The sequence below is a fragment of the Streptomyces sp. NPDC052036 genome (genome assembly GCF_040680495.1).
In the GTDB taxonomy this organism is placed as follows: domain Bacteria; phylum Actinomycetota; class Actinomycetes; order Streptomycetales; family Streptomycetaceae; genus Streptomyces.
The window spans coordinates 1-18,003 of record NZ_JBFAWW010000017.1; the positions used below are offsets into that span (position 1 = coordinate 1).

Consider the following 18,003-nt stretch of genomic DNA (forward strand, 5'->3'; position numbering starts at 1 on the left):
ACGTTCGGGCAGTCCTTCTCTCCGCACTCGCCGTTGCCATTGCCCGTGAGCCGGGTGAGTGCCGAACGCTCGGACATGCCAAACCCCCTTGCTCTATTTCCATTCGGCGGGAGTATGGTCGAATTATGAATACGATGAGCTACGTACTGCTGGCGGTATCGCAGGAACAGGTCAACGTGTTCCTCGCCTTCATCGGCGGCATGATCGTCTCCGGGGCACTGATCTGGGCCGTACGGATCGGCATGATCGTGCGAGACCGGGAACCTGACCCACCGACCCCCGAGGAACAGCCCCACCTCCCCGACACCGGCCCGGTCCTGGAGGAGCGGGAGGTCCGGGAGCCGGAAGAGGTACCGCACGCCGCGCAGGAGAGCGAGCGGCTCATGCCGTACGAGCTCCATCACGCGGCGAGCAAGCGCTGCGACGACCAGCATCGCAAGCGCTGGCTCCCCGGCTCCAGCGGTGCGTTCGGCAGCGGCGGCCCGGGTCACGTCTGAGCCGCCCACGACCCCCACGGCACGGTCCCGGCGCGTCCGACCCGGCACGTACTCAGACAGTACGTCCGGGACGGACGCGCCGGGTTTCGGCGCCCTCACGGCAGCTCGGCCGCCGACTCCTCCGGCGTCAGATCCGGGCGCATCCGCAGCCACGACGGCTGTCTGAGCAGCCCGGACCGGGTGCGCGTGCTGTAGCGGACCTCGCCGACGAGTCTCGGCAGGACCCAGCGGGCCCCTGTCACCCGGGGGTCCCGGTCGAAGGGGCACGCCCGCGACTCCAAGGGCTTGAGCATCCGGGCGAGTTCTCCACGCTCCGCCTCGCTCCAGCCCGTCCCCACCCGGCCCACATAGCGCAGCCGCCCCGCCTCCCGCTGCCCCACCAGCAGCGCCCCGGGCAGTCCCGACAGCCGGCCCTGGCCGGGCAGCCAGCCGCCGACGATCACATCCACGGCGCGAACATTGCGGATCTTGATCCAGGACCGGGACCGCACCCCGGGCTCGTACACCGAGTCCAGCCGCTTGCACACCAGCCCCTCCAGACCGCTCTCCCGGGTCGCCTCCAGGGCCTGGGCGCCGTGGCCCACGATCGCGCCCGGCGTCGACCAGTGCGGCCCGGCCAGGCCGAGCGCCTCCAGTTCCCGCCGACGCTGTGCGTAGGGGAGCCGGGTGAGGTCGCGCCGCAGGAACATCACGTCGAACAGGACCAGATGCACCGGCGCCTGTGCCGCGCGGCGCGCCGCCAGCGCCGGCGAGTGGGCCAGTCCCATCCGGGACTGCAGCCGCTGGAAGTCCCCCCGCCCCCGCTCGTCCGGTGCCACCACCTCCCCGTCCAGCACGGCGGGTGTCGCGCCCAGGACGCCCCCCAGCGGACGCAACTCGGGATACGCCCCCGTGATGATCTCCCCGGACCGGGCGCGCAGTTCCAGGCTGCCGTCGCCGGGCAGATAGACCACCGCCCGCTGGCCGTCCTGCTTGGTCTCGTACGCCCACCGGTCGTCCTGCCGGGCGGGTGGCAGGACGCCGGGCGTGGCGAGCATGGGGGCGATCAGCGGAAGTCTCACGGGTCAGTTGTCGACGCCGCCGGGCACCGCCACGCGTACCGTCCCGGCGTTTTCCCCTGAACGGCGCCGGAGCCGGTGCTGTGGCCGGAAAGGTCTGCCGGGGTCGCGAGCCGGTGAACCTATCCGGTCGCGGCACTACGGCAGTGCGGCCTGAGCGGTCAGCTCCTGCAACCGCAACCCGCGCCGCACATCCAGCTCGCCGGACACCCCGGTACGTACCGCGGTGGCGAACTCGCGGCGCAGCACCGGCCAGGCCTCCTCGTAGTCGAGCCCGGCGGCGTCGTAGACCAGGGGAGGCCGCGGTCCGAACAGCTCGACCCGGGTGCCGCCCCGCGGGACGTCCACCGAGCCGGACAACGAGCACTGGCTGATCGCGCCCGTGGTGTGCTCGCATGTCAGCTCGATCCAGCGGCGGGGATCCCCGGTGCCGCGGACGTGGGCGACAGGTCCGACCGCCGCGTCCAGCAGATCGAGCAGATGCGGTCCCATGTCGAGCAGCGCGCCGTGCTCCAGGCGCCACGGGGTCGCGAAGTCGCCGCCCAGGAAGGCGCCGCTCAGCCCGCTGGAGCGCGCGCCGACGACCTCCGTCTCCCGCGCGGCGGTCAGGAACCGACGGGCCGCCGGGTGGTAGCGGTTGCTCAGGACGAGCTGGGAGACGACCCCGGCCTCCCCGACCGCGTCAGCGAGCCGCCGCGCCGAGGACAGATCCCCTCCGAGCGGCTTCTCCAGCAGCAGGGCCCGGCCCGCCCGCGCGGCCCGCCCGGCCAGTTCGGCCTGGACCGCCGGAGGGACCGAGAAGGCCACCGCCTCGCAGGAGTCCAGGAGTTCCTCGAACCGGTCGGTGGCCTTCGCGCCGTACGGGGCCGCGGTCTCGCGGGCCGCCTCCTCGCGGCGCGCCCACACCGCCGTCAAGCGGGTCTCCGGCCCGGCCGCGAGCACCCGTGCGTGCACGGCGCGCGCCCAGGGCCCCGCCCCGACGAGCCCCACCCGCAGGGGCTCACCGGTCCACGGCGGCAACAGATCTGTCATGGCACGAACTCCATCACGTCTCCACGGGCTTGAACAGTCTGCTCCCCTGACCGGTCCAACCCGGCCCGACATCAGGGAACTTGACCGAACACAGGTGATTCCCGGGACGGGCCGCGCCCTAAGCTGACGGCCGTTGATCATCCGTTCCTCGACAGGAGTCACCGTGACGCCACCCCGTCCGCACAGCCGCAGACGCCCCACCGTCCTTCCCCGGCAGGCCGTCGCTGGAACGGTCCCCGTCGCCCTCGCCGCCCTGCTCGCCGCCGCAGGTCCGGCCTCGGCCGGCATCGTGGGCGCGTCCGGGGCAGGCGACCCGTACTTCCCGTTCGAGGGCAACGGCGGCTACGACGTGAGCCATTACGACCTGACCCTCGGCTACACCCCGGGCAGCGGCCACCTCGACGGCCGGGCCGTCCTGCGCGCCCGGGCCACCCAGCGCCTCACCCGCTTCGACCTCGACCTTCAGGGCCTGAAGGTCACCGCGGTCACCGTCGACCACAGGAAGGCGTCCTTCCGCCGCGACGGACAGGAACTCGTGGTCTCCCCGCGGCACGCGCTGCGCAAGGGCCAGGACTTCGGTGTCGTCGTCAGCTACCAAGGCACGCCCAAGCCGGTCACCGACCCCGACGGCTCGCTCGACGGCTGGATCCCCACCGACGACGGCGCGTTCGTGGCGGGCGAGCCGCAGGGCGCCATGACCTGGTTCCCCGGGAACAGCCACCCGCGGGACAAGGCGTCGTACGACATCACCATCACCGTCCCGCAAGACCGTACCGCCGTCTCCAACGGCGTCCTGGTCAGTCGGAAGACCGCTCACGGGCACACGACGTTCCAGTGGCGCCAGAGCGAGCCGATGGCCGCGTACCTGGCCACGGCGACCGTGGGGAAGTTCGACGTCGAGCAGTACACCACCCCAAGCGGCATCAAGGTTTTCAACGCCGTCGACCCGCGCGAGGCGTCCGCCGCCGCCCCTGTGCTCAAGAAGCTGCCCTCCGTCCTCGCCTGGGAGAGCAAGCTCTTCGGCCCCTATCCCTTCCGCGCGGGCGGAGCCATCGTCGACAAGGCCACGAACGTCGGCTACGCGCTGGAGACACAGACGCGGCCGGTCTACGACCGGGCCCCCGATCTGAGCACCCTGGTGCACGAGAGCGCCCACCAGTGGTTCGGCGACTCGGTCAGCCTGACCCGCTGGCAGGACATATGGCTCAACGAGGGCTTCGCCACCTACGCCGAGTGGCTCTACAGCGAGCAGCACGGAGGCACGACGGCGCAGCAGACCTTCGACTCGCTCTACGCCCGCCCGGCGAGCGACGACCTGTGGGCCTTCCCGCCCGCCGATCCCGGCAGCGGGGCCCACATCTTCGACACGCCCGTCTACGCCCGGGGCGCCATGGCCCTGCACCGGCTGCGCACGACCGTCGGCGACCCGGTCTTCTTCCGCATCCTGCGCACCTGGGCGGCCGAACACCGAGGCGGCCACGGCACGACGGCCCAGTTCATCCGCCTGTCGGAGCGCCTGTCGGGCAAGGACCTCGGCGCGCTGTTCCACACCTGGATCGGCACGGCGGGCAAGCCGTCCGCGCCCGGAGCTCTCAGGGCCGCCGGAAGATCGTGATCGAGTGTCCGACGTCGTCGATCGCCCTGCTGCCGCGGATCAGCCGCTTCAGCGGGCCCTGCGCCTTGGCGATCGACGAGTCGGACACCACCAGCAGCCCGTGCACCCGGTCCGGCGGCACCTGAAGCGGGTCACGGCCGTGGATGCCGTACCAGGAGGGCACACCGCTGCCCTTGTACACCAGCCACACCTCCCGGTCCCGCGGGTAGCGCTCGCGCAGCCGGTCGGCCAGCCGCCCGAGATCCTGGCCCCAGTCGACGTTCGAGTCGTGGAGCCTGAGACGGGTCTTCGCGGGACCGCCGAAGGCCTCATTGGAGTACGGCAGGTAGTACGGGTACGTCCGCAGCGAACTGACCGCGACGAACGCGACCAGCACCGCCGTCACGGCGTACGCCCCCCGCCGGCGCAGCGCGAGCACACAGGCGGCCGCCACGGCCAGGAACACCGGCACGAACAGCGCGTAGCGCACCCCGAGGTCACGTGAGCCCTGCGTGGCCGCCGCCAGCAGCACCGTCGGCACCCCCAGTACATACGGCACGGCGGCGCGCAGCGAGGGCACCGCCGCCATGACCCCGGTACCGAGGAGCCACAGCGCCAGCATGCCGAGCGGCGTCTTCACCAGCAGCGCGGCCGGCAGGTAGTACCACAGCGCGCCGGTGTAGAGATGGCCGAACAGAAAGCCGTGCCAGGTCGCGCTCTCGAAGCCGAACTGGATCCGCATCCCGTCGCGGTACGCGTCGGGGAACGGCAGCCAGTCGATCAGCAGCGCCCGCAGGCCGTGCACCGCCGGTACGTTCGCCGGTGTCGTCCACCGCAGCCGGGGATCCACGGCCAGATACGCGGCCCACACGACCGCGACCAGCACCAGTGCGACACCGGCGGCCGCCACCAGGGCGTGCGCCGCGCGGCGCCGTCGGGGCACGGTGTCCGGGGTAGCCCGCCAGTACGACCAGGCGGCCAGCGCCAGCAGGACCGGGACCGCGGGCAGGGTGCTCATCTTCGTGGCGACGGCGGCTCCCGTCGCGAGACCGGCGAGGAGCAGATACGGCAGCGGCCGGCGCCGGGCACGCCACACCATCCACGTCGCGGTCACCACGAACCCCGCGGCGGGCAGGTCGAGGGTGGCCAGCGAGCCGTTGGTGATCAGATCCGGGGAGAACGTGTACAGAGCGAGCGCCACCAGGCCGCCCACCCGTCCCACGAGATCGCGCGCGAAGCCGAGGACGACCAGCCCGAACAGCAGCGTCACCACCATCACCGGAAGCCGGGCCCAGAACATCACCCGCCAGGGGTCGTTGCCCGACTCGTACAGCAGCCGTCGCCCCAACTGCCCCTGGTCACCGCGGAATCCGGGCTTCAGATGCGGATGCGCGAACACCGTGCCGGCCGCGACGATGAGCTTGCCGAGCGGGGGGTGCTCCGGGTTGAACCGCAGACTGTGCTCCCGGACGTACACCACGGCCGTGCCCACGTAGACGGGTTCGTCGATGGTGGGCGTCTGCCGCACGGCGGTGGTGACCATCGCCACGGCCATCTGCGCCAGCAGCGCGACCACCACCAGCGCCAGCAGCGGCCGACGGCGGCGCCGCAGCCGCTCCCAGTGGTTGCCGCCCCGCCGACCGCCGGCCGGCGCCGCACCGGGGGCCGCGGCGGGCCCGTCGTCGGCTGCGAGGAGCGACCGTTGTTCGTACGTCATCATGTCCTCTGCTACGTCGGAACGGCAGGACCTTGCTCAACTGGGCACGGGGGACGGGTCACGGGGCACGGCGGGCCACGCGTGCGCGCACCGGAGGAGAAGAGCGGGACGACACAGGTGCGGGACCCATCAGGGCCGTACGTACTCCTGCCGCACAGTGGAGGCGAGATGGGCGAGGGCCTCCTCGGCCCGGGTGCGGTCGGCGTCGTCGAGCGCGGCGAGCGCGTCGGCCGCGGCCTCCCGCACCAGCCGGGGCACCTCGTCCAGTGCGGCCATCCGATAGGCGACCGTGCGCCGCGCGGCCCGCTCCTCGGGGGTGACCCCCGCCGGCCCGGTGCGCGGGAAGACCGCGGCCTCGTACACGGCGATGTACAGCAGCACGCCGTGGGCTATCCCCTCGGCGTAGCCGCGCACCCCGGCCTGCCGCCGGGCCGCCGCGAAGTGCGCGAGCGCCCGTCGACGGAAGAAGAACGTGACGAGCGCGGTCGCGGCACCGGCGCCCGCCGCGGCGACCAGGGCGATCCGCGCCCCGCCGAAGAGTGCGCCGAGGAGGGCACCGCTTGCGGTGGTCAGACAGACCAGCCCGATGACGAGCAGACGCAGTGCGCGGGCGGGTGTGATCGGGGCCATGGCGTGCAGTGTGCCAGCCGTCACGACGGCCCCACACGGGAGCCCCGGTGCCGCCGCGCCACGGGTGGCGGCGGGCGTGATGTGCGACACGTGCGCGATGATCCCCGTCGGGGCCTTCGGGGGATCCTTGCTGCGCATCGCTTGATCGGTGATCAAGCAGGGTAAATCCGCTGACCACGCGGTGTTCTCCGCATTTGACACTTTGTTGCGTGCGCGGATAGGAAACAACGCGGAAGTGGAGAGGTGGACTGTGCGCGAGCCCCATGTGATCGGTGACTGGCAGGAATGCTCGGACGAGCATGCCGGTCTGCGTATTCGCGTGCACCGCCTGGAAAAGGCGGAGCCGCCGCGCGGGCGCGACGACGCAGCCGAGGGCCTCACGTATTTCCGCTTCCGGGTGACCGTCGAAAATCGCGGCGGGGACGTCGTCGGCATCCATCTCGAGGACGGTCAACTCGACGTCCGCACCGGCTCCGACGGGGAGAGCGCGTTCCTCGACTGGCGCAACTCGCAATTCATCGAGGGTTTCGATCTCTATCCGCTGCGCCGCGCGACCGCGGTGCTGTATGCCGCTGCCCCGGAGTCCTGTCTGCAGCTCGTCGACATCCAGGTGCAGGTGAAAGCCGGCGACGAATGGGCCGACCGGTATCTGTGGTCCGGCGATCTGAGCGCGCCGGACGGTATGCCCGAAGCGGGCGCCCGTCCCGACGGTGTGTCGGAGATCCTGGCCGGACAGATCAGCACGTTCCTGCGCGAGCAGGCGGAACGAGGGCCGAGCTGACCCGGCGCGCCGGGGCTATTCACCGCGGTGCCGCCAGTACCACACGACACCGGCCACGAGCGCGATCAGGAAGACGAGCGGCACGATCAGGCCAGGAACGCGGGCCGGGTTCATGGTGCCGTCCGGCAGGCGGGGCGGTGGTGCTCAGGTGCGGTCTTTCCCATGGCGGTGATGGTGCCCTGTGCAAGGCCTGGTAGCCATGGTCCCGACGTCCGGATTTGCGTACGAGACCACCCCCGCCCCTGCGGCGGGCCCGTGGTCACTCGCGGTAGACGGTGAGCACGGCGCCGTTGACCTCGATGCGCTGAGGAGTGGGGCCCTCGCCGCGGCGGAGCATGGCGAGGCACTGGTCGAAGAGCGCGAGTTCGTCCTCGCTCAGGACGGCCGCCGCGAGGTCGAGCAGTTCACCGATGGCCGTGTCGGTGAGGTCGGCCGGCAACTCGCCGGAGAGCAGGACCACGGATTCTCCCGTCGGCCCCTTGACGATGGCGGTGGCGGGGCCGCCGTGTACGAAGAGCAAAGTTCCCCCCAGTCGACCCGGGTCGTGCGGCTCACGGGTCCCGGGCAGGAGGAGAGACTAGCGGCGGATCATGGGCCTTTAGGCGGGAGTGGCTACTTTTTGCGGAAGTGGCAGACGGGGTGCGAAACCGCTGCGCTTGCCGCCTCCTGCGGTCAGGAAGCGTCCGAACCGCGGTGCAGCAGTGACTCGACCAGCGCCGCGACATGGCGGCGGTCCTCGGTCGACAGTCGCTGGACGCTGGCGATGAGCACGTCGACCTCGGGGTCGCCGGGGGTGTCGGAGACGGGCGCGGGTTCACCGGCGGGGGCGTAGAGGTGGATGCCGCACGCCTCCGCGGCGGCCTGGCGGATGGCCCCCAGGGGCAGTCCCAGACCCTGGGCCAGCCCTTCGAGGGTGGCCGGCTGGGGCATACGGGCCATGTGTTCGGTCGTGGCCAGATGGTGGACCGTGGAGCGCGGGATGCCTCCGCGGCGGGCGACGTCGCCGTAGGACCAGCGTTCGCCGTCCAGCCGGTCGCGGATGATCTGCTGCAGTGCGTTGGCCACCGATGGTCACTTCCTGCTCGCCGCCGGGCGGAACTCTTCCGTGTCGGATCATTCTAGGGGCGACTTGGGTGTGTGACGGAAGGTGTTCTCCCGAACCGCTTGCGTCACACCGGTCGCGGCCCCTAGTGTCCAATCTCGTTGGACAGCCCGTCCGACGGAGTTGGACACGATCCGGGGGGACCTGACCGTGTCCGACGGAAACGCGACACGAACCCTGAGGGGGAAACGATCATGATGGATCCTCGTGAGCTGGACGCCGAGTCCGCGGAGCTGCTGCCGGGCCGTGAGGCGCTGGGTCGCCTGAAGTTCAGCTTCGGCAAGACGGTGAACGTCACCAAGCACGTCGCCAACGTCTCCGCGCACAACGAGTCGGCCGCGCTCAACGACCACTCCGTGTGGTCGGTGGCGGACTCGGGCGCCGCCCAGTCCATCAACATCGGCCAGTGATCCGGTGCCGCACGGGCCGGCGCCCCGGCGTCGTGCGGCACTCGGTACCGCCGCGGCGACACATCACCACACACCTCCGCCCGCCGCGGTGGTACCCCCAGCCGGCCTCGTCGTCTGACGACACGTCACCACCTCTCGCCGGGCGGTGCCTTGAGCCGCCCGGCTCCCATCAAGCCTGTCAACGAAGGTCTTTCGGAAAGGACACGCTATGAGCATGAACGCGTACGAACTGGACGCCGAGTCCGCGGAGCTGCTGCCGGGCCGTGAGGCGCTGGGTCGCCTGAAGTTCAGCTTCGGCAAGACGGTGAACGTCACCAAGCACGTCGCCAACGTCTCCGCGCACAACGAGTCGGCCGCGCTCAACGACCACTCCGCGTGGTCGGTCGCCGAGTCCCAGGCCACCCAGTCGATCAACATCAAGCAGTAACCCCCGTACAACGAGGGCATGTCCGGCGGACCGCGCACGGGGCAGGCGCGGTCCGCCCTTGGGGGGAGGAAAGGCGCATATGACGCTGCTGGGGGACAACACCGCGGCACTGTACGACACCGGCCCCGTACCCGGGCCCGGGGGAATGCCGGTGACCTACGAGCAGGTCACCGCAGGCACCCCGACCGTCGTCGGCTTCGAGAAACCGCTCGTGCCGCGGCTCAGCGCCGGACTGCAACTGCACGGCGAGTATCAGGGATCGGGCTTCACCGAGCCCAAGTACATCGCCCGTCGGGGGGACGGGCAGGTCGTGCAGCTGTCCCGGCTGCTGCACCTGGTGGCGTCGTCGGTCGACGGCCACCGCGACATCGAGACGATCGCCCACCGGGTCAGCGCCCGGTTCGGGCGCGAGGTCAGCGCGGAGAACATCCGCTATCTGGTCGAGAACAAGCTGGACCCGCTCGGGGTGACGGTCCCCGAGGGCCAGGAGGGAGACCAGGTCGTAGCGCCCCGCTCGGACCTGCTCCTCGCCCTCAAGGGCCATCGCGTCCTGTTCAACGAACGACGGGTGGCGAGGATCGCCCGGGCACTGGCCTGGCTGCACCGCCCCCTGGTGGTGGCGGCGGTGCTCGCGGGCGTCGCCGTGCTGGACGTCTGGCTGTTCGTGTTCTTCGGCGCGATCACACCCGTGCTCGAAGTGCTGGACCAGCCGGTGCTGCTGCTCGTGGTCTTCGTGCTGACCGTGGCGTCCCTGGTCTTCCACGAGTTCGGCCACGCCTCGGCCTGCCGCTACGGCGGCGCCCGGCCAGGCTGCATCGGCTGCGGTCTGTTCCTCATCTGGCCCTCGATGTACACCGACGTCACCGACGTGTATCGCATCGGGCGGGCCGGCCGGCTCCGCACCGACCTCGGCGGCGTCTACTTCAACGTCGTCTTCATGCTGGCCATGGCCGGTGCCTACGCGGTGAGCGGCCAGGCGTTCTTCCTGGCCGCCGTCTATCTGGGGCACTTCGAGATCCTCGAACAGCTGATGCCGGCCGTACGGCTGGACGGCTACTACATCCTCGGCGACCTCGCCGGTGTGCCCGACCTCTACGGCAAGATCAAGCCGATCCTGCTGAGCCTGGTCCCCGGGGCCAAGGGGCGCAAGGCCCGCGCCGAGGTCGCCGCGCTCAAGAAGTCGGCCCGTGTCATCGTCGCCACCTGGGTGCTCACCATGGTGCCCCTGCTGGTCGGCGAGCTGAGCTACGCGCTGTGGAACCTGCCCCGGATCACCACCACGATGGTCCGCTCGCTGACCGAGCAGGTCCTCGGCACCGGTGGTGCGTTCGCGCACGGGGAGCTCGCGGCGGGGCTGATGGGCGTGGTCGGCTGCGTCATGCTGCTGTGCCCCATGGCGGGCGTGGTCTATCTGTCGGTGAAACTCGGCGGACGCCTGTGGCGGGGCGCCGCGAAGTCGACGGCCGGACGGCCGGGTCTGCGGATGGCGCTGTGCGGGGTGCTCCTGGTCACCCTGGGCGGCCTCAGCTACGCCTGGGTCTCCGGTCTGACGCCGGAGCCGCTGCCGAAGCGGCCCCCGATCGCTCCGATCCTGCAGCCCGGTGTGTCGACCTCGGCCCCGCCCGCGCGGGTCGCCACCCCATCGGACCCCCGGCACGCCACGCCGTCGGCGACGGCCGCCGGTGTGCCCTCCGGCGGAGTGTCCCCGAGCGCCTCGGCCGCTCCCTCCGCCTCGGCGAGCCCGTCCGACTCCGCGAGTCCCGGGCCCAGCGCCTCCAAGACGCCGCCCGGGGCCCCCGGCGGCAAGCCGACCGGCAGTCCCGCCGTGAGCGGCCCCTCGGTCTCCGCGCCCGCGGATCCCGGCTCCGCCTCTCCGTCCCCGTCGTCCTCCCCGACCGGCTCTCCGTCCCCGTCGGTCACCGTGAGCGAGTCGTCCGCCGGGGCGCCCACGCCTGCCGCTTCCTGAACACCCCGGGCCACACCCCCGGGGGTCGTGCGGACCGGCCCTGGGCCCGGGGCCGGTCCCCGCCGCCGGCCGGGAGTGCCGTGCACCCCGGTCCGGCGGCGCACCGTTTGTCGACACCACTCCAGCAGGAGACCCAAGTGAACCAGCACCGCAAACCACGTACACATTCAGCCTTCACCCAACGCGCCGTCCGCGTCGGGCTGTTCGCCGCCGGCGCGGCCGGAATCGCGACTGCGGTTCCTGCGCAGGCGGCGACGGGGGCACCGCAGCACACGGCGGTCGTCACCGACCAGACCTTCAGCCGCGCCGACTTCCATCACCACACGCAGGCCAAGGACTCCTTCACGGTGCGCCAGTTCGGCACGGTCAACGCCGCCACCGTGCGCAACCAGGCCAACGCCGTCGGGGTGGGCTGCTCGGTCGACGACCACTGTCGCTCGGTCGCCCTGTCCTTCCAGATCGTCACGATGGCCGGTGAGCACACCCATCTGAACGCCCTGAACCGCGGTGACGCGGTCAACAACCACTGCGACGGCTGTCAGACCCTGGCCGGCGCCTATCAGTTCGTCGTCTCCACGCCACGCCCCCTCACCCTGGACCAGGAGACAAGGCGGCGTCTCGACGACATCCATCGTCGGCTGGACGCCCTGACCCGCTCGACCCTTCCGGCCACCGAGGTGAAGCAGCGGGCCGACGCGCTGGCCGCCGAGGTGAAAACCGTGCTCGACAAGGCGGTCGCGAAGGCGCCCAAGGGTGCCGAGCGGCCCACCGTGACGCTCCACCGCCACCTGGACGGCTGGCCCGCCCACTGACCGGGCCGGCCCGGCCCGCCGCCCCCGGAAGGGCCCGGGGCGGCGGGCCACCCGCGTTCCGGCGACCGACCGGCCGAACACGGCGAACGATTGGCCGGAGATGGCCGTTCCGGATCGGTGGCGCAGTACATACGATGCGGTCGCTCCCGGTCTTCACAGCTCGTTCACAGGCCGGGTGACGCGCTTGGCCTTCTTTGGCATGCGCATGACCGAGCAGCTCGGTATCTGATCCAACGCACCTGGTCCGCGACGGTCCCGCCTGCGCGGGGCCGCACCCCCCAGAACCGGCGGTGTCACGCCGCCGGAGAACCGATGCAACGGATGGGAGAGCCATGGCTGGTGGACTGTTCCTGGGTGGCGCGATAGCCGCGCTCCTCGCCACCGCGTTTCCCGTACAGGACCCGTCGGGCGGGTTCACCGACCCGCCCCCGGACAAGATCGTCATCAAGATCGCCACGGTGAACGGCTCCGGCTGCCCCCAGGGCACCGCGGCGATCGCCGTCTCGCCGGACAACACCGCCTTCACGGTGACCTACAGCAACTACCTCGCTCAGATCGGGGGGAACGCCGATCCCACCGCGTTCCGCAAGAACTGCCAGCTCAACCTGATCGTGCACGTGCCGCAGGGCTTCACGTACGCCATCGCCAGCGCGGACTACCGGGGCTTTGCCTCACTCCAGCGCGGGGCCGGCAGCACGGAGAAGGCCTCGTACTACTTCCAGGGCTCGTCGAGCACGGCGGCGCTCACCCACCCGTTCTCCGGTCCGTACAACGACAACTGGCAGGCCACGGACACCACGGACTGGGCGCAACTGGTCTGGGCGCCCTGCGGGGTGCAGCGCAACTTCAACATCAACACCGAACTGCGGGTCAACGCCGGCACATCGGCGCCCGGCAGTACGAGCTTCATGACGATGGACTCGACCGACGGTGACCTGAGCACCGTCTACCACCTGGCCTGGAAGGAGTGCCCCGACTCCTGATCCCCTGTCCGTCCGGTGTCAGCGTCTCCTTCGCACCGGAGCCGGTGACACCGGACGCGGCGCGGTCCGTGGCTCGGGCTCGCGGGTGTCATCCAATTTTGAACCAGTGCGTTGTTCAAAATTGGAGAAGAGGGTAGCGTGAGGTCATCCAATATTGGATGACTCCGTTGTCGTCCCATGGCATCCGCTTCTCCACGTATCAGCCAGGAGCTCACTCATGACCGTCGCCGTCGAAACCGGACTGTGGCAGCTCGACCCCACCGCCTCCACCGTCGCCCTGCGTCACCGGACCATGTGGGGCCTGGTCACCGTCAAGGGGACCTTCACCACCCTGAGCGGCCAGGGCGAGGTCAAGCCCGACGGCACCGCCGAGGGCGTCATCACCCTGGACGCCGCCTCCCTGGACACCAAGCACACCAAGCGCGACCGGCATCTGCGCTCGGCCGACTTCTTCGACACCGACCGCCACCCGGAGATCACCTTCGTGGTGCGCGGCGCCGAGGCGGGCTCGGACGGCACGGCCCCGATCACCGGTCAGCTCACCGTGCGCGGTGTCAGCAGGCCCCAGGACCTCACCGCGCGCATCGTGCGGGCCGACGCGGAAGCCGTCACGCTGGAGGCGGAGTTCACCGTGGACCGCGAGCAGTTCGGCATGGGCTGGAACCAGCTGGGGATGATGCGCGGCCTGACCATCGTCAACGCCACCCTCCGCCTCACCCGCTCGGCGGCGTGAGGGCGGCCTCGCGCACACGGGGACACGAACGGGCCCGGACCGCTCGATGGTGAGCGGTCCGGGCCCGTGGGTTCCGGACGTGCGGCCGGCCGTCAGGCGCGGTGGGCCCGCAGTGCGGCCAGTGCCCGGTCGGCGTGCGCGCTCATCCGCAGTTCGCTGCGCACCACCTCCAGGACCGTGCGGTCCTCGCCCATGACGAAGGTGACCCGCTTGGTGGGGGCGAGGGAGAAGCCACGCTTGACGCCGAAGCGCTCGCGCACCGTCCCGTCCTCGTCCGAGAGCAGCGGATAGCCCAGGGTGTGACGCGCGGCGAACTCCTGCTGCCGGTCCACCGCGTCACCGCTGACGCCGACCAGGGTCGCGCCGGCGGCCGCGAACTCGGCGGCCAGGTCCCGGAAGTGGCACGCCTCGGCGGTGCAGCCCGCGGAGAGGGCGGCCGGGTAGAAGAACAGCACGACCGGCCCCTCGGTGAGGAGTTCGGACAGCCGTCGCTGTGTCCCGGTCTCGTCCGGCAGAGCGAAGTCCTCGACCCTGGTGCCCACCTCGACACGATCCGTCATGACCGCACCTCCGCGTTCTTCGCCACGCCACGCGCCCACAGCACCAGCGGCACCTGGAGCGGGAGCCGGGCCAGCGCCGCGGCCCGCAGGGGTGCGGGACGGTCGCGCCAGTCCACGGCCATCTGTACGTTCGCCGGGAGCACGCCGACGAAGAAGGCCGCCGCCGCCCGCGCGGCCCTACGTCGTGTGCGGGGCAGCGCCACTCCGGCCGCGAGTGCCAGCTCCGCGGCGCCGCTGGCATAGGTCCAGGCCCGGGCCGAGCCCGGCAGGGCGCGCGGGACCAGCGCGTCGTACTGCCGCGGCGCGACGAAGTGGCTGACGCCCGCGGTGGCCAGCAGGCCCGCGAGCAACAGGGGTGAGCGTTCCGACCGTGACACCGTTCCTCCTCAAGGCCTGGCCGGGCGCATATTACTGGACGGTACCGCTCCGGGTGGGCATGCCCCCTCGCGATGGGACCCGTCCGTAGAGGAGTTGACGGCGACCTCCGAACCGCGCGATCGCCCCCCTGTCCTCTGTCGAAGGGCTGGCACCGGCAAACGTCCCTTCCCTAGGATGGGGTGCCGGTCGAGCCGGTCCCGTCGGCACGGCATGGATCTGGGGGAGCGATGCAGCCAGGCAGGCAGTTGTCCACATCCATCGACGCCACGGTGCCGACGGCCGCCCGAATGTACGACCACTATCTCGGCGGCAAGGACAACTACGCGGTCGACCGGACGGCCTGCGAGGAACTGGACAAGGTCGTGCCCAGCACCCGGGCGCTCGCACTGAACAACCGGAGGTTCCTGCAGCGCGTCGTGGGGACCCTCGCGAAGGAGCACGGGATCCGGCAGTTCCTCGACCACGGATCAGGTCTGCCCACCCAGAACAACGTCCACCAGGTCGCACAGCGGGTCGACCCCGCCAGCCATGTGGTGTACGTGGACAACGACCCGATGGTTCTGGTCCACGGCCGGGCGCTGCTGGAGCAGGACGAGCGCACCGCGGTCATCCAGGCCGACATGCGGGACACCGATGCCATCTTCGCCCACCCCGACACCCGGCGCCTGATCGACTTCTCGCAGCCGGTGGCCGTGCTCTTCAACTCCGTGATGCACTGCATCCCGGACAGCGAGACCGACGGGCCGCCCGCCCTGGTCCGCCGGGTGGTCGAGCGTCTGGTGCCCGGCAGCTGTCTGGTGATGTGCCAGTTGGTCAGCGAGGACGCCGAAGTCCGGGACTTCGTCACCGGTTTCATGGACCAGGCCACCCAGGGGCACTGGGGGCGCGTTCGCCAGGAGAAGGACGTCGCGGCCTGGTTCGACGGGATGGACATCCTCGAACCGGGCCTGGTGGAGGTGTCCACCTGGCGGCCGGACAACGAGGTGGCGCCGCGTCAACTCACCCGGGAGTGGATCGAGTTCGGCGGAGCGGGCCGGATCCGCTGACGCGGCCACCTTCCGCGGCCGACCGACCCCGGGCCCGCTGACCCTGAAGGTCAGCGGGCCGAGTAGCGCTCCTCCAAGGTCCTGCGCAGCAGCTGGAGTGACGCACGGGGGTCGAGGGCCTCGTCCGCGAGCCGGTCCAGCACTACCCTGTACTCCTCGGTCTCGTCGCGGTCCTCCAGGAAGTTGGCGCTCCTGATGTGCTCCAGGTAGACGATGTCCGGCAGTTCGAGTCCGCCGAAGCGCAGATAGGTGACCGGTATCGACGGGGCCGAGGCGTTGGTGACATCCAACGGCACGATCTGCACGGTCACATGGGGGAGCACGGCCGTCTCGACGAGATGCTCCAGCTGTTCCCGCATCACCTCGCGGCTGCCCAGCACCCGCATCAGGACCGACTCGTCGAGGATCGCCCACAGTTGCGGGGCGTCGGGGCGTGACAGCAGCTCCCGTCGGCGCATCCGCAGCTCCACCCGGCGCTGCACCTCGGCGGCCGACGCCGTCGGCAGTCCGCGCTCCACCACGGCCCGGGTGTAGGCCGCGGTCTGCAGCAGCCCGGGAACGTACTGGATCTCGAACGTACGGATGGCGGCGGCCGCTTCCTGCAACCCGACCAGGCGGTCGAACCACTCGGGCATCAGACGCTTGTCGTAGCGCTGCCACCAGCCGGGTTCACCGGCCCGTTGCAACAGCTTGACCAGGACCGTGGCCTCGTAGTCGTCGGCCGCGTACAGCCCCAGCAGGGCACGGACGTCGCCTTCCGTGGGCGGCTTGCGACCCTTGCCCGCCTCGATGCGGGACAGCTTCGCGGGGCTGAAGCCGAGGGCACGTGCCGCCTGTTCCTGAGAGAGGCCGGCATCCTCCCGGATGCCCGCCAACTGCACGCCGACCAGCATCTTCAGCAGAGTCGGAGCGGGCTGTGTCTGCGTCAGATACGGTTCGAGGCGGGAGATGCGGTGCGACTCGGCGGACATCGTGGCTCCCTGCTGGCCGACAGAAAAGCAGACCCGCAGTATCGCATTCGAACGGGTTCCGCCGCATGCGCCGGAGAGACGACTTTCCGGGCCGTCCTCAGGCGAGGTGGTCGAACTCGCCGTCCTTCGCGCCGGCCAGGAAGGCCGCCACCTCCGCGGGCGTGTACACGAGGGCGGGCCCGTCCGGATCCCGGGAGTTGCGCATCGCGACCCTCCCGTCGGCCAGGGCGGCCAGCTCGACGCAGTTGCCCTCGGCGCTGCTGTGCCGGCTCTTGATCCAGCGGGCGTCCAAGGCGCTGGCCCGCACTCCGTTCTGCTCTGAAGACACCGCAGTCTCCTCGCTGACGTTCCGCCACGGGGGCATCGGAGTGCACCGGGTGGGGTGCACTGGCCGGTTCCCGAGGCTCTCCTACCCGTCGTGCAATTTCCCATGCAATTGCACGACGGTGCTGACTGCGTGGATAATAGCGGCGGCGTCAATCGCACGACACACGCCGCTTGATGACGTGGCATCAGGAAGATGCCACGTCATCGCCTGGGTACCGGATGCCAGGCCCACTCGTCGGGGCCGCGCGCGGAGCAGGGACGACGAGGGCCCGGCTCCACACTGTTTGCGGGGAGCGGATATGGCGACAGCACTGAAAGGCCTGGAACGCGTGCCGTGGGGTGCGATCAAGGACTCCAGCGGATCCGCGGAGGCCATCCCATTCCTGCTTCGCACCCTCGTGCGAGGCGACGAGTCCGCCGCGAGAACGGCACTGGGCGATCTCCGGTCCCGTATCTGCCAGTACGGCTTCGTCGTCGACCAGGCGACGGCCGCCACGGTTCCCTTCCTGTGGGAGCTGGCCCGGCTTCCCCAGGTGACATGTCGCGTGCAGATAGTCCACCTGCTCAAGAGCATCGCCGCCGCCCGGCAGTGGGAGAGCACCGCCTCCGTGTATCCCAAGCTGCTCAACCACCGTCATGACTACGTGGGTTGGGAGCGGCAGGCCCGTAGTGCGGTCCGCGCCGACCACGGCACCCTGCGGCAACTGCTCTCGGAGCCGGACGCCGAACTCGTCGAGGCCGCGAGCGAACTGGCGTCCGCACTCGCCGCCTGAGTGCCCTCGCCCTGCTCAACGGCGCGCTGATCAACTCGCATCACACACGGTTCGCCACCCTCGCCCTGGCGTCCGTCATCCGCCGCGGCGGCACGGTACGGCTCCGAGTCACCAGCGCGGGACACCCCGCTCCCTGCTCGTCCGGACCGACGGCCGGGTCGAGGAGGCGGACACACACGGCACCCTGGTGGGGGTCTTCCCGCCAC

General features: G+C 70.9%; 21 protein-coding genes and 1 pseudogene. 12 read left to right on the forward strand and 10 right to left on the reverse strand.

The genetic code is table 11. The features are described 5' to 3' along the window. Positions 1-125: 125 nt before the first annotated feature. Complete coding sequence (locus AB0L95_RS23025; protein ID WP_365163979.1) at positions 126-497, forward strand: DUF6479 family protein; 372 nt, start codon at positions 126-128, stop codon at positions 495-497. Positions 498-592: 95 nt separating this feature from the next. Here AB0L95_RS23025 and AB0L95_RS23030 read toward each other — a convergent pair whose 3' ends face one another. Next, positions 593-1,558 (reverse strand): ATP-dependent DNA ligase, encoded by a 966-nt coding sequence (locus AB0L95_RS23030; protein ID WP_365163980.1) that lies wholly within the window; start codon positions 1,556-1,558, stop codon positions 593-595. 135 nt (positions 1,559-1,693) lie between these two features. After that, positions 1,694-2,587 carry a Gfo/Idh/MocA family oxidoreductase gene (locus tag AB0L95_RS23035; protein ID WP_365163981.1) on the reverse strand — a complete coding sequence of 298 codons (894 nt, stop codon included), beginning with the start codon at positions 2,585-2,587 and terminating at the stop codon, positions 1,694-1,696. Positions 2,588-2,750: 163 nt separating this feature from the next. On the opposite strand from AB0L95_RS23035, the gene AB0L95_RS23040 reads away from it, so the two are divergent. Next, positions 2,751-4,202 carry a M1 family metallopeptidase gene (locus AB0L95_RS23040; RefSeq protein WP_365163983.1) on the forward strand — a complete coding sequence of 484 codons (1,452 nt, stop codon included), beginning with the start codon at positions 2,751-2,753 and terminating at the stop codon, positions 4,200-4,202. Here AB0L95_RS23040 and AB0L95_RS23045 read toward each other — a convergent pair. Both AB0L95_RS23045 and AB0L95_RS23050 read right to left on the reverse strand, forming a co-directional pair. Continuing rightward, positions 4,180-5,736, reverse strand: a complete 1,557-nt coding sequence (locus AB0L95_RS23045; RefSeq protein WP_365164202.1) for a phospholipid carrier-dependent glycosyltransferase — start codon at positions 5,734-5,736, stop codon at positions 4,180-4,182. The two genes, AB0L95_RS23040 and AB0L95_RS23045, sit on opposite strands and share 23 nt — an antisense overlap. Before the next feature lie 291 nt (positions 5,737-6,027). After that, positions 6,028-6,528, reverse strand: coding sequence for a hypothetical protein (locus AB0L95_RS23050; protein WP_365163984.1), 501 nt, complete (start codon positions 6,526-6,528; stop codon positions 6,028-6,030). A gap of 250 nt (positions 6,529-6,778) precedes the next feature. Here AB0L95_RS23050 and AB0L95_RS23055 point away from each other — a divergent pair, with 250 nt between their 5' ends. After that, a complete protein-coding gene (locus AB0L95_RS23055) occupies positions 6,779-7,309 on the forward strand; it encodes a hypothetical protein (RefSeq protein WP_365164204.1) in 531 nt (176 codons plus the stop codon). A gap of 259 nt (positions 7,310-7,568) precedes the next feature. On the opposite strand, the gene AB0L95_RS23060 is transcribed toward AB0L95_RS23055, so the two are convergent. Together AB0L95_RS23060 and AB0L95_RS23065 are read right to left on the reverse strand one after the other, a co-directional pair. Beyond that, a complete protein-coding gene (locus AB0L95_RS23060) occupies positions 7,569-7,829 on the reverse strand; it encodes a hypothetical protein (RefSeq protein ID WP_365163985.1) in 261 nt (86 codons plus the stop codon). Between the two features lie 152 nt (positions 7,830-7,981). Then, positions 7,982-8,374 carry a helix-turn-helix transcriptional regulator gene (locus tag AB0L95_RS23065; protein WP_365163987.1) on the reverse strand — a complete coding sequence of 131 codons (393 nt, stop codon included), beginning with the start codon at positions 8,372-8,374 and terminating at the stop codon, positions 7,982-7,984. Positions 8,375-8,608: 234 nt separating this feature from the next. On the opposite strand from AB0L95_RS23065, the gene AB0L95_RS23070 reads away from it, so the two are divergent. The 6 genes from AB0L95_RS23070 (at position 8,609) to AB0L95_RS23095 (ending at position 13,742) form a co-directional block, all read left to right on the forward strand. Beyond that, the gene (locus AB0L95_RS23070; RefSeq protein WP_365164205.1) at positions 8,609-8,821 is read left to right on the forward strand and encodes a hypothetical protein; all 213 of its coding nucleotides are present in this window, start codon (positions 8,609-8,611) and stop codon (positions 8,819-8,821) included. 208 nt (positions 8,822-9,029) lie between these two features. Beyond that, positions 9,030-9,248 (forward strand): hypothetical protein, encoded by a 219-nt coding sequence (locus AB0L95_RS23075; RefSeq protein ID WP_365163988.1) that lies wholly within the window; start codon positions 9,030-9,032, stop codon positions 9,246-9,248. A gap of 79 nt (positions 9,249-9,327) precedes the next feature. Beyond that, entirely contained in the window at positions 9,328-11,214 is a 1,887-nt protein-coding gene (locus AB0L95_RS23080; RefSeq protein ID WP_365163989.1) for a hypothetical protein, read from the forward strand. Between the two features lie 137 nt (positions 11,215-11,351). After that, positions 11,352-12,026 carry a hypothetical protein gene (locus AB0L95_RS23085; RefSeq protein WP_365163990.1) on the forward strand — a complete coding sequence of 225 codons (675 nt, stop codon included), beginning with the start codon at positions 11,352-11,354 and terminating at the stop codon, positions 12,024-12,026. Positions 12,027-12,358: 332 nt separating this feature from the next. After that, a complete protein-coding gene (locus AB0L95_RS23090; RefSeq protein WP_365163993.1) occupies positions 12,359-13,009 on the forward strand; it encodes a DUF4360 domain-containing protein in 651 nt (216 codons plus the stop codon). Between the two features lie 217 nt (positions 13,010-13,226). Beyond that, complete coding sequence (locus tag AB0L95_RS23095; RefSeq protein ID WP_365163995.1) at positions 13,227-13,742, forward strand: YceI family protein; 516 nt, start codon at positions 13,227-13,229, stop codon at positions 13,740-13,742. Between the two features lie 92 nt (positions 13,743-13,834). Here the strand turns inward: AB0L95_RS23095 and AB0L95_RS23100 are convergent, their stop codons facing one another. Together AB0L95_RS23100 and AB0L95_RS23105 are read right to left on the reverse strand one after the other, a co-directional pair. Continuing rightward, the gene (locus tag AB0L95_RS23100; protein WP_365163997.1) at positions 13,835-14,302 is read right to left on the reverse strand and encodes a peroxiredoxin; all 468 of its coding nucleotides are present in this window, start codon (positions 14,300-14,302) and stop codon (positions 13,835-13,837) included. Beyond that, positions 14,299-14,679 carry a hypothetical protein gene (locus AB0L95_RS23105; RefSeq protein WP_365163998.1) on the reverse strand — a complete coding sequence of 127 codons (381 nt, stop codon included), beginning with the start codon at positions 14,677-14,679 and terminating at the stop codon, positions 14,299-14,301. Before AB0L95_RS23105 ends, AB0L95_RS23100 begins: the two co-directional genes overlap by 4 nt. A 228-nt stretch (positions 14,680-14,907) precedes the next feature. On the opposite strand from AB0L95_RS23105, the gene AB0L95_RS23110 reads away from it, so the two are divergent. Continuing rightward, the gene (locus tag AB0L95_RS23110) at positions 14,908-15,726 is read left to right on the forward strand and encodes an SAM-dependent methyltransferase (protein WP_365163999.1); all 819 of its coding nucleotides are present in this window, start codon (positions 14,908-14,910) and stop codon (positions 15,724-15,726) included. A 50-nt stretch (positions 15,727-15,776) separates the two neighbouring features. Here AB0L95_RS23110 and AB0L95_RS23115 read toward each other — a convergent pair whose 3' ends face one another. Both AB0L95_RS23115 and AB0L95_RS23120 read right to left on the reverse strand, forming a co-directional pair. Further along, positions 15,777-16,697, reverse strand: a complete 921-nt coding sequence (locus AB0L95_RS23115) for a helix-turn-helix transcriptional regulator (RefSeq protein ID WP_365164000.1) — start codon at positions 16,695-16,697, stop codon at positions 15,777-15,779. A 97-nt stretch (positions 16,698-16,794) separates the two neighbouring features. Further along, on the reverse strand, positions 16,795-17,061 hold the full coding sequence (locus tag AB0L95_RS23120) for a DUF397 domain-containing protein (RefSeq protein WP_365164001.1): 267 nt from the start codon (positions 17,059-17,061) through the stop codon (positions 16,795-16,797). Positions 17,062-17,323: 262 nt separating this feature from the next. Here AB0L95_RS23120 and AB0L95_RS23125 point away from each other — a divergent pair, with 262 nt between their 5' ends. Beyond that, positions 17,324-17,797: a hypothetical protein gene (locus AB0L95_RS23125; protein ID WP_365164002.1), complete on the forward strand. Its 474-nt coding sequence runs from the start codon at positions 17,324-17,326 to the stop codon at positions 17,795-17,797. Positions 17,798-17,802: 5 nt separating this feature from the next. Beyond that, positions 17,803-17,990, forward strand: a pseudogene (locus AB0L95_RS23130) (SpoIIE family protein phosphatase); the annotation flags it as partial. Between the last annotated feature and the right edge of the window lie 13 nt (positions 17,991-18,003).

Excerpts from the sequence above, each read along its gene's own strand:
- AB0L95_RS23025 (WP_365163979.1), top strand. The coding sequence starts at position 126 with ATGAATACGATGAGCTACGTACTGCTGGCGGTATCGCAGGAACAGGTC.
- AB0L95_RS23035 (WP_365163981.1), bottom strand. The coding sequence starts at position 2,587 with ATGACAGATCTGTTGCCGCCGTGGACCGGTGAGCCCCTGCGGGTGGGG.
- AB0L95_RS23045 (WP_365164202.1), bottom strand. The coding sequence starts at position 5,736 with ATGGCCGTGGCGATGGTCACCACCGCCGTGCGGCAGACGCCCACCATC.
- AB0L95_RS23050 (WP_365163984.1), bottom strand. The coding sequence starts at position 6,528 with ATGGCCCCGATCACACCCGCCCGCGCACTGCGTCTGCTCGTCATCGGG.
- AB0L95_RS23070 (WP_365164205.1), top strand. The coding sequence starts at position 8,609 with ATGGATCCTCGTGAGCTGGACGCCGAGTCCGCGGAGCTGCTGCCGGGC.
- AB0L95_RS23075 (WP_365163988.1), top strand. The coding sequence starts at position 9,030 with ATGAGCATGAACGCGTACGAACTGGACGCCGAGTCCGCGGAGCTGCTG.
- AB0L95_RS23080 (WP_365163989.1), top strand. The coding sequence starts at position 9,328 with ATGACGCTGCTGGGGGACAACACCGCGGCACTGTACGACACCGGCCCC.
- AB0L95_RS23090 (WP_365163993.1), top strand. The coding sequence starts at position 12,359 with ATGGCTGGTGGACTGTTCCTGGGTGGCGCGATAGCCGCGCTCCTCGCC.
- AB0L95_RS23095 (WP_365163995.1), top strand. The coding sequence starts at position 13,227 with ATGACCGTCGCCGTCGAAACCGGACTGTGGCAGCTCGACCCCACCGCC.
- AB0L95_RS23100 (WP_365163997.1), bottom strand. The coding sequence starts at position 14,302 with ATGACGGATCGTGTCGAGGTGGGCACCAGGGTCGAGGACTTCGCTCTG.
- AB0L95_RS23110 (WP_365163999.1), top strand. The coding sequence starts at position 14,908 with ATGCAGCCAGGCAGGCAGTTGTCCACATCCATCGACGCCACGGTGCCG.
- AB0L95_RS23115 (WP_365164000.1), bottom strand. The coding sequence starts at position 16,697 with ATGTCCGCCGAGTCGCACCGCATCTCCCGCCTCGAACCGTATCTGACG.
- AB0L95_RS23120 (WP_365164001.1), bottom strand. The coding sequence starts at position 17,061 with ATGCCCCCGTGGCGGAACGTCAGCGAGGAGACTGCGGTGTCTTCAGAG.
- AB0L95_RS23125 (WP_365164002.1), top strand. The coding sequence starts at position 17,324 with ATGGCGACAGCACTGAAAGGCCTGGAACGCGTGCCGTGGGGTGCGATC.